Origin of the sequence: Candidatus Rubrimentiphilum sp. (genome assembly GCA_035710515.1) — a bacterium.
Taxonomy (GTDB): Bacteria; Vulcanimicrobiota; Vulcanimicrobiia; order Vulcanimicrobiales; family Vulcanimicrobiaceae; genus Rubrimentiphilum.
On sequence record DASTDE010000001.1, the window covers coordinates 1,015,769 to 1,031,250 of the forward strand.

At 63.1% G+C, this 15,482-nt stretch carries 13 protein-coding genes; all 13 read left to right on the forward strand.

Annotated features, from left to right (window positions below; genetic code table 11):
* Nucleotides 1-19 precede the first annotated feature (19 nt).
* Genes VFO29_05215 through VFO29_05275 form a run of 13 tightly spaced genes read left to right on the forward strand, consistent with a single transcriptional unit; the run spans nucleotide 20 to nucleotide 15,470 of the window.
* A complete protein-coding gene (locus VFO29_05215; GenBank protein HET9392898.1) occupies nucleotides 20-1,204 on the forward strand; it encodes a dihydroorotase in 1,185 nt (394 codons plus the stop codon).
* Nucleotides 1,201-2,280: a glutamine-hydrolyzing carbamoyl-phosphate synthase small subunit gene (gene carA / locus VFO29_05220; GenBank protein ID HET9392899.1), complete on the forward strand. Its 1,080-nt coding sequence runs from the start codon at nucleotides 1,201-1,203 to the stop codon at nucleotides 2,278-2,280. Before VFO29_05215 ends, carA begins: the two co-directional genes overlap by 4 nt.
* Nucleotides 2,231-3,415 (forward strand): AAA family ATPase, encoded by a 1,185-nt coding sequence (locus tag VFO29_05225; GenBank protein HET9392900.1) that lies wholly within the window; start codon nucleotides 2,231-2,233, stop codon nucleotides 3,413-3,415. Before carA ends, VFO29_05225 begins: the two co-directional genes overlap by 50 nt.
* A complete protein-coding gene (locus tag VFO29_05230; protein HET9392901.1) occupies nucleotides 3,412-4,122 on the forward strand; it encodes a DUF58 domain-containing protein in 711 nt (236 codons plus the stop codon). The genes VFO29_05225 and VFO29_05230 overlap by 4 nt, the downstream gene beginning before the upstream one ends.
* Nucleotides 4,119-5,093: a vWA domain-containing protein gene (locus VFO29_05235; GenBank protein ID HET9392902.1), complete on the forward strand. Its 975-nt coding sequence runs from the start codon at nucleotides 4,119-4,121 to the stop codon at nucleotides 5,091-5,093. Before VFO29_05230 ends, VFO29_05235 begins: the two co-directional genes overlap by 4 nt.
* Nucleotides 5,023-5,661 (forward strand): pyridoxamine 5'-phosphate oxidase, encoded by a 639-nt coding sequence (gene pdxH / locus VFO29_05240; protein ID HET9392903.1) that lies wholly within the window; start codon nucleotides 5,023-5,025, stop codon nucleotides 5,659-5,661. Before VFO29_05235 ends, pdxH begins: the two co-directional genes overlap by 71 nt.
* Nucleotides 5,658-8,816, forward strand: coding sequence for a carbamoyl-phosphate synthase large subunit (gene carB / locus VFO29_05245; GenBank protein ID HET9392904.1), 3,159 nt, complete (start codon nucleotides 5,658-5,660; stop codon nucleotides 8,814-8,816). Before pdxH ends, carB begins: the two co-directional genes overlap by 4 nt.
* 47 nt (nucleotides 8,817-8,863) lie before the next feature.
* The gene (locus tag VFO29_05250; protein HET9392905.1) at nucleotides 8,864-10,216 is read left to right on the forward strand and encodes a penicillin-binding transpeptidase domain-containing protein; all 1,353 of its coding nucleotides are present in this window, start codon (nucleotides 8,864-8,866) and stop codon (nucleotides 10,214-10,216) included.
* A gap of 16 nt (nucleotides 10,217-10,232) precedes the next feature.
* Nucleotides 10,233-12,293, forward strand: a complete 2,061-nt coding sequence (gene pknB / locus VFO29_05255; GenBank protein HET9392906.1) for a Stk1 family PASTA domain-containing Ser/Thr kinase — start codon at nucleotides 10,233-10,235, stop codon at nucleotides 12,291-12,293.
* Nucleotides 12,290-12,802 (forward strand): crossover junction endodeoxyribonuclease RuvC, encoded by a 513-nt coding sequence (gene ruvC / locus VFO29_05260; protein ID HET9392907.1) that lies wholly within the window; start codon nucleotides 12,290-12,292, stop codon nucleotides 12,800-12,802. Before pknB ends, ruvC begins: the two co-directional genes overlap by 4 nt.
* Nucleotides 12,792-13,412, forward strand: coding sequence for a Holliday junction branch migration protein RuvA (ruvA, locus tag VFO29_05265; GenBank protein ID HET9392908.1), 621 nt, complete (start codon nucleotides 12,792-12,794; stop codon nucleotides 13,410-13,412). Before ruvC ends, ruvA begins: the two co-directional genes overlap by 11 nt.
* Nucleotides 13,405-14,475: a Holliday junction branch migration DNA helicase RuvB gene (gene ruvB / locus VFO29_05270; protein ID HET9392909.1), complete on the forward strand. Its 1,071-nt coding sequence runs from the start codon at nucleotides 13,405-13,407 to the stop codon at nucleotides 14,473-14,475. The genes ruvA and ruvB overlap by 8 nt, the downstream gene beginning before the upstream one ends.
* The gene (locus VFO29_05275) at nucleotides 14,472-15,470 is read left to right on the forward strand and encodes a SpoIID/LytB domain-containing protein (GenBank protein ID HET9392910.1); all 999 of its coding nucleotides are present in this window, start codon (nucleotides 14,472-14,474) and stop codon (nucleotides 15,468-15,470) included. Before ruvB ends, VFO29_05275 begins: the two co-directional genes overlap by 4 nt.
* Nucleotides 15,471-15,482 lie beyond the last annotated feature (12 nt).

The window sequence follows — 15,482 nt, forward strand, 5'->3', positions numbered from 1 at the left end:
CCGGATCGTCGACCCCGCGATGCGGATCGACGCGATTCTCGACATCCGTCTGCGCGACGGCATCGTGGCGGAGATCGGCGAGCGTTTGGATCCGCTGCCGGAAGAAGACACGCTCGATGCGCGCAATGCATACGTCGCGCCGGGATTCATCGACATGCACGTGCATCTGCGCGAGCCGGGGAATCCCGAGGAAGAGACCATCGCTACCGGAGTTGCGGCCGCGGTTGCCGGCGGATTTACCGCGGTCGCCGCGATGCCAAATACAAAACCGGCGCTGGACACGCCGGACCTCATCCGATGGCTGAAAGAAGAAGCCGGCCGCGCGAACTTGGCGCGGGTCTATCCGATTGCGGCGATCACGCGCGGACGCGAGGGGCGCGAGCCCGCGGAGTACGGCGACTTGAGCGCAGCGGGCGCCGTCGCATTCAGCGACGACGGAAGCACTATCGCCAGCGCGATCGTGCAGACGGGCGCAGCGCTGCGGGCGCGGGAGTTCGGGCGATGCTTTATCACCCATTGCGAAGACGGGGCGATCAAAGCGAACGACGAGTTCGATCCGGCGGCCGAGTCGTCGGCGGTTGCACGCGACGTTGCCATTGCGAGCGCTACGGGACTGAAATGGCATATCGCTCATGTCTCGACGCGCGGCGCCATCGAAGCGATCGCCGGCGGCAAGGAATTAGGAATCGCCTGCACCGCCGAGGCAACGCCGCATCATTTGGTTTTCTCGCGAGAATCGCTTGCCGGTCACTCCGGCAGTACGAAAGTGCACCCGCCGCTGCGCGACGAGCTTGACGTCGCCGCATTACGCGACGCGGTACGCAATGGGACGATCGATGTACTCGCCAGCGATCACGCGCCGCACGTTGACTCCGCTTTGCCCGGATTCAGCGGACTGGAAGTTGCCGCGGGCGCTTACGCGTATGCGTTGCGCGATCTTCCTATCCGGCGTTATGTGGAGTTGCTCTCCACGAACCCGGCGCGTATCTTGGGCGTGCCCGGAGGAACGCTCGAGATCGGCTCGCCTGCCGACCTTACCATCTTCGCCGATCGCGACTGGGTCGTGGAACCGTCAAGCTTCCATTCAAAAGGTAAGCGCACACCTTTCGCCGGCATGACGCTCCCGCGCCGGGCGATCGCGACGATCGTCGGCGGAGCGCTCGTCATGCAAGACTCGCGCGTGATCGCCAGGACCGCATTATGAATCGCGCGGCGCTCTTTTTGGCGGACGGCACGCGGTTCGACGGGCACGGATTGGAGCACGAGGGCTTGGCGCTCGGTGAGGCGGTCTTCTATACCGGAATGACCGGATATGAAGAAGCGCTGACCGACCCGTCATACGCCGGACAGATTTTGACCTTCACCTTCCCGATGATCGGAAATTACGGCATATCGGGCGAGGCTGCTCAATATTCGCGCGCGTGCGTTGCCGGCGCGGTTGTAAAGCACATCGCCCGTCATCCTTCGCACCACGCGTCGCAAGTCGATCTGCCGTCCTGGCTGAACGAACAGCACGTGCCGTCGATGATCGATGCGGATACGCGCGCGATCACGATCACGCTGCGCGAACACGGCACGATTTGGGCGGCGTTGGCGGTGGGTGACAGCGCGCTCGCTGAGGCCGAGAAGCGGCTGGCCCACTTCGTGCGCGGCGCCAATACCAAGGAACTCGTTCCGAGCGTTGCAACTCGCGTCGAACGGATTGAAGGATCCGGCGACGGGCCGCGTGTCGTGCTGATCGACTGCGGAGTGAAACGCGCGATTGTTCGCGAGTTGGGCAGTCTAGGCGCCACGGTCACCGTGCTGCCCTACAATGCTTCGGAAGAGGAGATTATGGCGCACGATCCGCAGGCAATTTTGATCTCTCCGGGACCCGGCGACCCGACCGATCTGCCGGAAACGATCGCAACTTTGCACGCGCTGCTCGGCAAACGTCCGATGTACGGGATCTGCCTGGGGCACCAGCTCCTGGCGCTGGCATGTGGCGCAAAGACGTTCAAATTGCCGTACGGGCACCGCGGCGGCAATCAGCCGGTCAAAAATCTGCAACACGGAGCCGTCATCGTAACCGCGCACAATCATGGATATGCCGTCGACGCCGCCTCTCTCCCGGATCATCTCGAACAGACGCTGGTCAATCTCAACGACGGTACGAACGAAGGCTTTAGACACCGCGAGCTCGCGGTCGAAGCCGTACAATTCCATCCCGAAGCCTCGCCCGGACCATTCGATGCGCGCGGTCTTTTCGCGCATTGGCTTCAGGATCTCGTCCGACGCTAACGCGGTAACCGGAACGCTCATCTGCGCGGCGCTCATCGGGCGGCGCGTTTTTCTTTTGGCGGTTATCGTTTTGGCGGCTGTGAAGTTAGCGTCACGCCTGCATCCCGGCAAACGAGCTGAAATCGAGCCGAGCTCCTCGGAGGAAGAACGCGCGGTCCGCCCGGCGCGCCGAACAACTGAGGCGGCCTTTCATCCTCCGGCGGGACTCGACTGCCCCGCGATGCCGGACGTGTCTTCACTACGCGACGCATTGCGCGCCGTTCTCGTCGGCCAACACGCCGTTATCGAAGCATTGATGATCTCGCTCATCGCTGGCGGTCACATTCTACTCGAAGGGGCTCCGGGATTAGCCAAAACGCTCGCGTGCCGCACGCTTGTGGAGTCAGTGAAGGGCAGCTTCGCCCGAATACAGTGTACGGCGGATCTTATGCCGGCGGACGTCCTGGGCTGCGAGATCTTCGACCCGCGCGACCTCGCGTTTCGCACGCGCCTCGGCCCGCTCTTCGCGAATGTCGTACTGCTCGACGAGATAAACCGCGCGCCCGCACGGACGCAGGCCGCTTTGTTCGAAGCGCTCCACGAACGTCAGGTAACCCTCGGAGGTCAAACCTACGCCTTGCCCGATCCGTTCGTCGTGCTTGCGACCATGAATGAAACGGATCCCGACGGAATATTCCCCCTTCCCGCTGCGCAGCTCGACCGGTTTCTGTTGAAAGTGCTGCTCGATTTTCCGGACGCGAGCGAAGAACTCGAAATTCTGGAACGTTTTGGTTCCGGGGTAACTCGTCAGCCGCGTCCCGTTGTCAGTATCGAACAAGTGCGGGCCTGGCGCGGGGTGGCGGAAACGATCTACTGCGCGCCTTCGATAAGGCGCTACATTGTGGATCTCGTTTGCGCGACCCGGAACAAAGCGTTGGAACGGGGCGCCGGACCGCGCGCCTGCCTTGCGCTGTTGCGCGCCGGCCGCGCGAAGGCGATGCTGGCCGGGCGAAACTTCGTCGTGCCTGCGGACATCCGCGGCATCGCGGGCGCGGCGCTCCGTCATCGCGTTGTCTTTGCGCGCGGCTTCCTTTTAAAGCGTGAAGAGAACGAATCGCGCCTCGGCGAGCTCGTGGACTCGGCGCCTTTGCCGTGAACGCGATACGCCGCGCGCTGTTGCGGAAACGCGGCATCGTGCCGCGACAAGGCGACTGGGCGGCGCCGCGAGCGTACTGCGCAGGCGAAGACGCGCGCGACATTGATTGGCGCACAACCGCTCGCACCGGCAGGCTCTTCGCCCGCGAACGGGAGCGCGACGCGTCCCTTACCTGGAGCGCCGTTCTCGATGGGTCGGGGTCCATGCACGTGGGGCGGCGCCGCACGCTCTATGCGAGCGCTTTCGAAGCATTCCAACTCTGGCGCGGCTTGCTAGCGCCGCACGACCGCTGGGTCGACGCCGCGCAGACCGGCGAGCTTTCACTAACGGCCGCCCTGGAAGCGGCGCTGCAGCACCTGCCTTCCGCTACAGCCTTGCTGGCGGTAAGCGATGTTTATGCGCTCGGGACGCTCTCGAGTTCACTGCTCCACGCAGTTGCGCACCGCTTCGACTGCACCGTACTTATCGCACGCGACCCGTGGCATGAGGAACTCCCGTTGCGCGGGTTCGTCACGATCGTTGACGCCGAAACTGCGCAAACCCGTGCGTGCTACATCGGTCCGCAGGAGCGCGCTCGCTACCGGGATGCGGTACTCGCCTGCGAAGCGCAGGTTACAAGAGTTCTTCAAGCCGCCGGCTGCCGCGCCGGCGTTTTGGAAGAGCGCGACGCGCTAACGGCCATCATGCGCGCTTTCGACATAGCGTGACTTTCAGCCATCCGCTGCTTGCGGCATGTGCGCTTGCATTTCTGCCGTCGGCATACCTCGCACAGCGCTCCGCGGAGATCTCGTGGCGGCGAATCGCCTTGGTGTATTCGGACTTAGCCTTCTTGACGACGGCGTTGCGAGCTTCGTTCTGGCCGGTGGTTGTTCTCGATGCAGCGCGTTCGGTGGGCATCGCATTGGTGTTGTTGGCCGCCGCCGGGCCGCGGCTGCCGGTAACCCTGACCCTGCACGACGCCGCGATCGCTATCTGCATGGACACGTCAGGTTCGATGCGGGCATCCGACGTGTGGCCGACGCGCGCAGTTGCTGCGCTGCATGCCGTGCGCGCAGTCGCTGCCGGACTTCCGAGCGGCACGAAGATCGGGGCTGTCTCGTTTGCCGGGACCGCGCAAGTCCTCGCGCTGCCTACCGCGGATCGCAACGCAGTTGACCTGGCGCTGCGTTCGGCGCCGGGGCCGAATGGGCAGACTGCGCTAGGCGATGGGGTCCGCGCTGCCTTCGACATACTGCCCGCGTCGGGTGCGCGCTCGATCGTTCTGATCACCGACGGCGTGAGCAACGCGGGAGAAGATCCGTCCCATGTTATTCGCGATTTGCAGCGAGCGCATATTAGGCTATACGCAATCGGCGTCGGCGGAAATGCTTCCGCCGCGCGGATCTTGCGAAGCTATGCGGCCGCCAGCGGAGGCTCATTCGCGGGCGTCGATTCGGCGGCACAATTTGCCCGGGCCTTTGCACGGATCGCGGAAGCCGCGACACGCCGGCGCCAAGCCAGTGACCTCGCAGAGTTGTCGGCGCTGGCGGGGTTGTTCATGCTCGCTGCAGCTTGGGTTGCTTCGGCGTGGGCGGGGCGGCTTTCGTTTCTGGGCGAACCCGAACGGCATGAGCCGCTGGGACATCTCGACGACGCGCCACAGCTACGACGTGCCGGCCGAGATCGCGATCCCCGGTGAGCCGATAGAATACCTACGCGCATGGATTGACGCCGCACATGCGGCCGGAGCGCACGAAGCCAACGCGATGTGTTTGAGCACTGCCGGCGACGATTGCCGCCCTAGCGCGCGCATGGTGCTCTTGCGCGGACTCGACGAGCGCGGGCTGATATTTTTCACCAGTTACTTCAGCCGGAAGGGACGCGAGCTGACGCGCAACCCGAACGCCGCCGTCGTCTTTTTCTGGCCCGAGATTCACCGGCAAGTCGGTGTTGAAGGACGCGTCGAGCAGCTCCCGGAGCCGGAGTCGGACGCATATTTTGCAAGCCGCCCGCGCGGCCATCAGCTCAGCGCCTGGGCGTCGGAGCAAAGCGAAGAGGTGGAGAGCCGGCAGATCCTCGAGCAGCGCCTGGAAGACTTCACGCAGCGTTTCGAAAGCGGCCCGGTGCCGCGGCCGCATTCTTGGGGCGGGTTCTTACTGCGTCCCGATCGCTTTGAGTTTTGGCAAGGGCGATCGAACCGGCTGCACGATCGCGTCGAACTCTGCCGCAGCGGCAGCACCTGGATGCAAAGGCGCCTGCAGCCGTGAAAAACTCTCCGGTGCGCAACGTGCTGGTCATCGGATCCGGGCCGATCGTTATCGGTCAAGCCGCGGAATTCGACTATGCAGGCGTGCAAGCGTGCCGGGCGCTGCGCGAGGAAGGCCACCGCGTCGTCCTTGTCAACTCGAACCCGGCCACAATCATGACGGACACCGAGGTAGCCGACGCGGTGTACCTCGAGCCGCTAACCGTTGCATCGATAGAAGCGATCGTCGAACGCGAGCGCCCGGATGCGTTGCTGCCGACGCTCGGCGGCCAGACCGGACTCAATCTCGCCGTCGAACTCCACGAAGCCGGCGTGCTGGAAAGATTCGGCGTCGAGTTGCTCGGCACGCCAATCGAAACGATCCGGCTGGCCGAAGATCGCGAACTCTTCAAAGCCAAGATGATCGAGATTGGCGAGCCGGTTCCGCAGAGCTGCGTGGTGACGCAGGTCGAGCAAGGCGTAGCCTTTGCGCAAGAATTCGGCTATCCGCTTGTGGTGCGCCCGGCATACACCCTGGGTGGAACCGGCGGCGGCGTCGTCTATACCGAGTCGGAACTGCGCGAAACGCTGACCAATGGTTTGGACGCCAGCCTCATTCATCAAGCCTTGGTCGAGACGTCGCTGCTCGGCTGGAAAGAGATCGAGTACGAGATCCTCCGCGACGGCGCCGACAACTGCATCGTCGTCTGTAACATGGAAAACTTCGATCCGGTTGGCGTCCACACCGGGGATTCGATCGTCGTCGCGCCCTCGCAAACGCTTTCCGACGTCGAATACCAAATGCTGCGAAGCGCCAGCCTGAACGTCATTCGGGCGTTGAAAGTGCAAGGCGGCTGCAATATTCAGTTCGCGCTGCATCCGGAACGCAGCGAGTACCGCATCATCGAAGTCAATCCGCGCGTTTCGCGCAGCTCCGCACTCGCAAGCAAAGCCACCGGCTACCCGATCGCCAAGATCAGCACGCGGATCGCCTTGGGCCAAACGCTCGACGTTATTCCGAATCCGGTGACGGGCGTCACCAAAGCCGCGTACGAACCTACGCTCGATTACGTCGTGGTGAAGATCCCGCGCTGGCCGTTCGACAAGTTCCCGCTGGCCGACACGGCGCTTGGCACACAGATGAAATCCACCGGTGAAGCCATGGGGATTGGACGGACGTTTGGCGCCGCGCTCATGAAAGCGCTGCGCGGTTTAGATTTGAAACGCGAAGCGCTCACCGGGACCGCCCTCGCCGAGTGGAGCGAAGCCGAACTGGAAACTGTCGTCGCCAAGCCGAATCACGAGCGCCTCTTTGCCGTCGCCGAAATGCTCCGCCGCGCCAAAGCCGATGTTGACACTGCAGTCGAGCGGGTACGCGAACTCTCCGGCATCGATCGGTTCTTCCTTTATGAGGTCGCCGATCTCGTGTCGCTCGAGGAACGCTTGCGCAGCCGCGACGAACCGGGCGACCGCGATGACGCGCGCGCTAACGGATACGGAGATAGCGGCGAGGCTGCATTTCGCATGGTGGATACGGCCGCGGCCGAGTTTCCGGCGCGGTCGCCGTATTACTATCTCTCGCGCGGCGAGAGCGACGAAATGCGCCGGCCTTCGCGCGAGGCCGTTGTCGTAGTAGGCAGCGGTCCGATCCGGATAGGCCAGGGAATCGAATTTGATTACTCGTGCGTGCACGCCGCCTGGGCGCTGCACGCTGCCGGCCGTGCCTCGGTGGTCGTCAACAACAATCCCGAAACCGTCTCCACCGACTTCGATATCTCCGACGTGCTGGTCTTCGAGCCGCCGGGGCCCGATGAAGTGGAAGCCGCGTATCGCGCGACGGGCGCGCGCGGCGTGATGCTTTCGTTCGGCGGGCAGACGGCAATTAATCTTGCGCGCGAGTTAACGCGGCGCGGCGTGCGCCTCGTCGGCAGCGACCGGAAAAGCTTGGATATGGCGGAGGACAGAGCCAAGTTCGATGCGGCGCTGCACCGGATCGGCGTCGCGCGCCCGGAAGGAAAGGCGGCCCGTTCGTTTCGCCAAGCTCGTACTATCGCGCGCCAGCTCGGCTTTCCCGTCTTGGTGCGCCCGTCGTACGTGCTGGGCGGCCGCGGCATGGAGGTCGTGTACAACGAGGGACAGCTCGCGTCGTACGTAGAGTCGGCGCCCCCAATCGCGGCCGACGCACCGCTGCTCGTCGACAAATATCTGCGCGGATTGGAAGTTGAGGTAGACGCCGTTTTTGACGGCGCCGATATTTTGATCCCCGGAATCTTCGAACACATCGAGCGGGCCGGCATCCATTCGGGCGATTCGATCAGCGTTTACCCGCCGGTTTCAATCGACGCGGCGATGGAGACGCGGATCGTTGAAGTCACGACCGCCATCGCCCGCGAGTTGCAGATACGTGGTCTCATCAACATTCAGTTTGTGATCCACGAGGGCGAACTCTACATCATCGAAGCGAATCCGCGCGCCAGCCGGACGGTGCCCATCATTCAAAAGGCAACCGGCATCAACATCGTCGCCGCGGCCACCCGCATAGCGCTCGGTGAAACGCTGCGCGAGATGCCCTACGGAACGGGTCTGGCGCAGCGCGCGCCATTTGTGGTTGTCAAGATTCCGGTCTTTTCGTTCGCGAAGATGCGCGGCGTCGAAACGATTCTCGGACCGGAGATGAAATCCACCGGCGAGGTGCTGGGCATCGACGAAACCTTTGCGGGCGCACTGCGCAAAGGGTTTGTCGCGGCCGGCATCAGGCTGCCGGGCGGAGGCGGAAGAATTCTCGTTTCGATTGCGGATGAAGAGAAAGAAGAAGCCATTCCCGTCATGCGCAGATATGCGGCGCTCGGCCACCGTTTCGTGGCCACTCCCGGAACGCGCGAGCACCTCGAAGGAGCCGGCATCGCGTGCGAACAGGTAAACAAGATCGCCGACGGATCGCCGCACGTCCTGGATCTCATCCGCCAGCGCGCGGTAGATCTCGTGATCAACGATGCGCAGGGTTCGCGCGAGATATCGGACGGGTACAAAATCCGCCGCGCGGCCGTGGAGGCAAATATCGCTTGCCTGACGAGCCTCGACACGGCCCGCGCCCTCGCGGAAGCGCTGGAGAGCAGCGCCGGTCCGCCACGATCGCTGCAAGAATACCGGCTGCTGCAAACCCGGGTGGCATCCTGAAACCGAACACCGCCGCAAAACTCAGCGCACTCTTTGCGTTCCTCTTCGTGATTCTGGCGGTGCGGCAGGCTTACGTGCAACTGGTTGAGGGGCCGCGCACAGCGGCACGACCCTACAATCCGCGCCACGCGTTGCTGGCGATTCGCCGCGGACGCATTCTCGCCGGCGACGGAACCGTGCTGGCGCAAACGGTCAAGGGAGAGCGCCGCTATCCCTACGGTGCATCGCTCGCGCAGACCGTCGGATACGTTTCGATTCGATACGGCACGAGCGGGCTCGAAGACGCGTATGACTTAGCGCTGACGCCGCCCGACACGACCGGCGACGTCTCGGCGCAATTCTCGGAAATCGTGGAGGCTTTCACGGGCCGCGGTGCGGCCGCGCGGGGCGCGGACGTCGTCACGACCATTGTGCCGGCCGTGCAGAACGCACTCTATTCAAGACTCGCGCTGCACTCGCGCGCGGCCGGCGTCGTGCTCGATCCGCGCACGGGCGCAGTGCTCGCGCTTGCCAGCGTCCCGAGCTTCGACCCAAACCAATTGGCGACTGAGTTTGCATCGCTGCTGCGTGACGAACGCAGCCCGCTGCTCAACCGCGCCATCGACGGCTTGTATCCGCCCGGCTCTACATTCAAAATATTCACCGCTTCGGCCGCGCTCGATTCGGGAACGGTAACGATGCAGTCGACCTTTGTCGACCCGGGCTACTATACGATCGGAAACTTCACTCTGCACGACAACGAATTCGAGGCCACCGGCACCCAGGATTTGACCGGCGCGTTCGCACTCTCCAGCAACGTTGACTTCGGACAGATCGCATTGAAGCTGGGAACCGACGAGTTCTATCGGTACATCAGCCGCTGGGGCATCGCCGACTCGTTGGATTTTCAACTGCCCGCCAACGCCGACCGTGTTCCCCCGCAAAGCTCGGTCGTGCCCGGTGAGCTCGCGCAGATGGGTTTCGGCCAAGGCGCTCTCTTGATGACACCGCTGCGAATGGCGCTGCTGGCCGCCACCATTGCCGACGGCGGTTCCGAGCCGCGTCCGTATCTCGTCCGTCAGGTCGTCCGCCAAGGGGGCGGGGCAAGCAGTTACGGCGCGGCCGAGCTCGCCAATCCCATATCGGCGGATACGGCGGCGAATGTGAAGAACATGATGATAGCCGTGGTGCAGCGCGGAACGGGCACGACGGCGCAACTGCCGGGCGTCACCGTCGCGGGAAAAACAGGAACCGCTACCAACCCGCTGGGCGCCGCACACTCGTGGTTCGTCTGTTTCGCGCCGGCAGAGAATCCGCGAATCGTCGTTGCCATCGTTGTTGAGAATGCCGGCTACGGCGCCACCGTCGCCGCACCGATTGCGAGGGAAGTGTTACGTACCGCTCTGAAGAGCTCGTCATAAAGACTCGCGCCAGCGCATGATCGATTCGGCGCACGTCTTCAACAATCGCTACCGTCTGGACAACAAACTGGGCGAGGGCGGTATGGCGACGGTCTATTGCGGCACCGATACGCTGCTGCGGCGTCGGGTGGCGATTAAGGTTTTGCGCCGCGACTACGCTTCCGATCAGGAATTCGTCCGGCGATTCTATCAGGAAGCGGAATCTGCCGCGAAGCTCTCTCATCCCAATATCGTCAACACGTACGATGTCGGCCGCGAAGGCGACACCTATTATATCGTCATGGAGCTCGTGGATGGACCGTCGCTGGCGGAGATAATCGCGGCCGACGGCAGGTTGCCCGAGCCGGTTGCGCTCGATTACGCCGCGCAGATCTGTAACGGTTTGGCGTACGCGCACCGGCAAGGCTTGCTGCACCGCGACATCAAGCCGGCCAACATTCTGATCACCAAAGACGACGTCGTCAAGCTTTCCGATTTCGGTATCGCGCGCGCGGTTTCGCAGCAGACGATGACGATGACGCGCCCGGGCATGGTCATGGGCAGCGTCTACTATCTTTCGCCCGAACAGGCGCAGGGTCTCGACTTGACCGAGGCCTCGGATCTCTACAGCGTCGGGATCGTGCTCTATCAAATGCTCACCGGAAAGCTGCCGTTTGTTGGAGAGTCGCCGGTGACGGTAGCGCTTAAGCACATCTCCGATCCGGCTCCGCCGCTGGATCCTTCGGCCGGCGTGAGTCCGGCGTTGCAGTCGATCGTCAGCAAGCTGTTGCAGAAACAGCCCGAGAACCGCTTCGGATCGGCCAGCGAAGTCGCGTCGGCGCTGCGCGAAGCGCGCGAGCGGCCGAGTTTTGCCGCGTACTCGCTCGTGGACGATGCCCCGGGCTCTGCGCTGCGTCCGATGCAGCCGCCGCCGCGCAAATCGCGTCTGCCCGATCGCCACGCCGAGATCATCGAAGCCGAAGAGGTGCGCCGCAATCCGACGGGCTGGATCGTCGCGTTGCTCGCCATCGTCTTGATCGGCGCGGCCGCCGGCGGCTACATCATGACGGCGCATCCGTTTGGCCCCGCGGCGCAGATCGCGGTAGGCAACTACGTGAATCTGCCGGACGCGCAAGCGCAGAAGGCAATCGTAAACGCCGGCCTGACCTATCAAGCCACGCGTGAAAACAGCGATACGGTTCCTCCGAATCGCGTGATCCGGCAGGATCCCGCGCCGGGCGCCAAGATTTCGACCGGTTCGCCGATTCAGCTCGTGATCAGTTTGGGGCCGCCCACAGTTGGCTTGCGCGATGTGGTCGGCTATACGCTCGATGACGCGCAGAAGGACTTGATCGGAGATAAGCTCAGCGTCGTTGTCGTCCGCAAGTTCGATCCTGCGCCGAAGGATACGGTTATCACCGAGAAACCAAAAGCGGGCTCGAAAGTGCGGCAAAACGCGAAGATCACGCTTGTCGTTTCACAAGGGACGGCTCCGATCAAGATGCCCAGGCTCGCCGGGCTGACGATCGATCAAGCGCGCGCGCTCGCCGGGAAACTCGGCTTTACCGTAAACGTCAGCGAGACTGCCGCGATCCCGAACGTTCCGCCGAATGTTATTGCATCGCAAGACGTTCCGGCCGGCACGCAGATCGCGAGCGATCATTCGGCTACCGTAAATGTCGTCGTCAGTAGCGGCGGAGGCTTGACGAACGTTCCGAACCTCATCGGCAGCGATCTTGCCAGCGCGCAGCAACAGATCAAAGCCGCCGGCTTCACGATGTCGACCAGCTACCTGGTGGAGCTCGGCTCGCAAAACAACGGTCAGGTCATCGCAGAAGATCCGCAGGCCGGAACGCCTGCCGAAAAAGGCACGGCGATCAGGGTCACGCTGTCGGTTTCCGGCGAAGTGCCGGACACCAATGGCATGACGCTCGATCAAGCCAAAGCGATCCTCATGAACTACGGCTACGCCCTCGGAAACGTCACGCCCACGACCGAAGGCGCCGGCGGCAAAGTCGTACGCACGGAGCCCGCAGTCGGCACGAAGCTTGCGCCCGGCTCGCCGGTCAACATCTACGTGAACAATTCACACCCGTGAACGAACGTATTCTCGGAATCGACCCGGGTCTGCGTGTCACAGGCTACGGCGTGATCGAATTTTCCGCCGGCAAGACGCGCGTCATCGAAGCAGGCGTGGTTTCACCAAAAAATGGTGCTCCCTTGGAAACGCGTTTGCGCGAACTGCACGACGGCATTACGAAGGTCGTCACTTCCACCCATCCGGATGTTATCGTTATCGAAGAGCTTTATACGACGTATCGCAATCCCGTTACCGCAATTATGATGGGACACGCTCGCGGCGTCCTTTGCCTGGCCGGCGCGGAGGCGGCGATCCCGGTGAGAACGCTAGCTCATTCCTTGGTAAAACGCGCACTCGTCGGATCCGGCGCCGGACGCAAGGAGCAAGTCAATCGCATGGTGGCGCAATTGTTAGGCTTTCGGCGGCCTTTGGAGCCGGACGACGTCTCGGACGCGTTGGCCCTGGCGCTGGCGTACTGCAACATCCGCGATCACGAACGCAAGATCCCTGCGCTGAATGTTCTCTAGAATAACCGGCACCCTCGTCGAAAAACATGAAGGCAGCGTCGTCTTGGACGCGGGCGGTCTTTCGTACGACATTATCCTGCCGCCGTGCGTTCAAGAGAAAGTGACGATCGAAAACGGCGACCCGTTGACGCTCGAAGTCTACTCAGTCATGAATATGGAGGGCAATACCGGCCACTTCACCTTTTACGGATTCAGCAACGCGATCGAGCGCGAGTTTTTCGAGAAATTGCTGAGTGTGGCCAGCATCGGCCCGCGTTCGGCCGCGCGAGCGTTCTCGCAGCCCATGGCGCGCATCGCAGGCGCAATAGATCGGGGCGATCATGCGTTTCTTAAGACGTTGCCCGGAATCGGGCAGCAGAAGGCGCGCGACATCGTCGCGAAGTTGCAGGGCAAAGTGACCAAATTCTTGCTGATCCAGGAAGCCGAGCCGGTAGCCGCTGTTCGCATGCCCGATTTTGCGGACGAGGCGCTGGCGGTTTTGCTGCAGCTCGAATATAGGCGGTCCGAAGCCGAAGAGATGATCCGCTCGACGCTGGACTCGGCGCCCGGGATCACCGACGCGGAGGCGCTGCTCGCCGAGATCTACCGTCAGCGGGCCGCGCATGAATGACGACGCGCTGAAGCGGCTATACGGCCCGGGCGACGCCGCCGATCCGGAGCGCGTCATCGATCCGGTCGATTCGCTGGAAGACGAAGTCTACGGCGCGAGTCTGCGGCCGCGCTCGTTCGACGAGTACGTCGGCCAAACGACTGTGGTCGATAATTTGAAGATCGCCATCGAGGCGGCCAAACAACGAAAAGAGCCGCTCGAGCACGTGCTGTTTTATGGTCCGCCGGGTTTGGGCAAAACGACGCTCGCCGCGCTGATCGCCAAAGAACTCGGCAGTGCGCTGCGTCCGACCAGCGGACCGACGCTCGAAAAACCCAAGGATCTCGTCGGCATCCTGACGTCACTCGAGGAAGGCGACATCTTTTTCATCGACGAGATTCACCGGCTCGGACGCGTTGTCGAAGAGTTTCTCTATCCTGCCATGGAGGAGTACCAGATCGACTTCATCGTCGATCGCGGCGCGTACGCAAAGACGCTGAAACTACCGCTCAAGCGTTTCACGCTCGTCGGCGCGACGACGCGTGCCGGCATGCTCTCGGCGCCGTTGCGCGAGCGATTCGGCATCATGCATCATCTCGATTACTACGACGATGCCGAACTCAAACGGATCGTGCTCCGCTCGGCCGGAGTGCTTTCGGTGCCGATCGACGACGACGCGGCGGCAACGATCGCGCACCGTAGCCGCGGCACGCCGCGCATCGCCAACCGGCTGTTGCGCCGAGTGCGCGACTTCGCCGAAGTTCGCGCAGACGGGCGCGTCAGTAAAGCCGTTGCCGAAGAAGCCTTGCGACGCGAGGGCGTGGACGAGCTCGGCCTCGATCGTCTGGACCGCGCTTTTCTTCGCACCATCGTCGAGCAGTATGGCGGCGGTCCGGTCGGAATCGGCGCCATCGCCGCGACATTAACGGAAGACGCCGAGACGCTGGAGGACGTCGTCGAGCCGTATTTACTGAAAGCCGGATTTGTTACGCGCACTGCCAACGGACGAAAAGCTACCGCCGATGCATACGCGCACCTAGGCGTGACGGGCACGCCGTTCCCAACACAAGACCGGTTGCTATGAAACGCGAGCGGTTCATCGCGACGGTCGTTTCGGCGGCGGGCGCAGCCGCCGTGTGCTCGCCGTTACGCGCCCAGGAAGATCCGGCGATCTCTTCGCAGACACAAGCGCTTCGCGTTTTATTGGGAACGGGCCGCCTTCAGACGATCGACGCGCAGACGTTTCTGTACGACGGGCGCCGCTATCGCGGCACGGCAACGACCTTGCCCAACGGCCAGGTCGTTAGCACCGTCCCGCTCGAGCAATATCTCTACAGCGTCGTATCGCGCGAGATGCCGCGATCGTGGCCGGGAGAGGCCTTGCAAGCGCAGGCGATTCTGGCGCGCACGTACGTTTTGCAGCGCAGCAATCCGAACCGCGACTATGACGTCGTTACGTCCGAAGCCGATCAGGTGTACACCGGAATCGACGCCGAAGCGGCGCAAACGAACGCGGCCGTGAATGCAACCGCAGGCCACGTGCTGCGCTACCGTTCGGAGTTTGCCACAATCGCATATTTCTCGTGCTGCGGCGGGCACACCGAATCTTCGGCGGAGGCGTGGGGCGGAAAGCCGCTCGCGTACCTCTCCGGCGTCACGTGCAACTACTGCAAAGACTCACAGTGGTATCAATGGACGCAAACGATCGGCGTCGATCGCCTTCGTACTGCGCTCGGCGCGCAGAGCGGCTCGGTCGGCGACATCCAAGACATCGCGCTTGATTCACCCGACGCGAGCGGACGCGCGCGCTTCTGGATGTTTACCGGAACGCAAGGCTCCGCGCGTGTGAAAGCGTCGGACGTGCGCCGCGCGGTCGGCTCGCGCGTCCTCCCCAGTTTGCTCGTGCGCAAAGTTACGCTGCAATCGTCCGGGGACGCCGCAGCAACGTTGGAAGGCGGCGGCTTAGGGCACGGAGTCGGATTCTGCCAATGGGGCGCGCGCGGCTTGGCGCAAACGGGCGCCAACAGCACGGCGATCCTCGCGTACTATTTTCCGGGTACGACCGTCGGCTCTTCGTAAGGTCAATTGGCG

Bases quoted from the DNA above. Each gene is read 5' to 3' on its own strand.
- VFO29_05215 (HET9392898.1), top strand. From the start codon at position 20: ATGCGGATCGACGCGATTCTCGACATCCGTCTGCGCGACGGCATCGTG.
- carA (HET9392899.1), top strand. From the start codon at position 1,201: ATGAATCGCGCGGCGCTCTTTTTGGCGGACGGCACGCGGTTCGACGGG.
- VFO29_05275 (HET9392910.1), top strand. From the start codon at position 14,472: ATGAAACGCGAGCGGTTCATCGCGACGGTCGTTTCGGCGGCGGGCGCA.
- pdxH (HET9392903.1), top strand. From the start codon at position 5,023: ATGAGCCGCTGGGACATCTCGACGACGCGCCACAGCTACGACGTGCCG.
- ruvA (HET9392908.1), top strand. From the start codon at position 12,792: ATGTTCTCTAGAATAACCGGCACCCTCGTCGAAAAACATGAAGGCAGC.
- pknB (HET9392906.1), top strand. From the start codon at position 10,233: ATGATCGATTCGGCGCACGTCTTCAACAATCGCTACCGTCTGGACAAC.
- ruvB (HET9392909.1), top strand. From the start codon at position 13,405: ATGAATGACGACGCGCTGAAGCGGCTATACGGCCCGGGCGACGCCGCC.
- VFO29_05225 (HET9392900.1), top strand. From the start codon at position 2,231: ATGCGCGCGGTCTTTTCGCGCATTGGCTTCAGGATCTCGTCCGACGCT.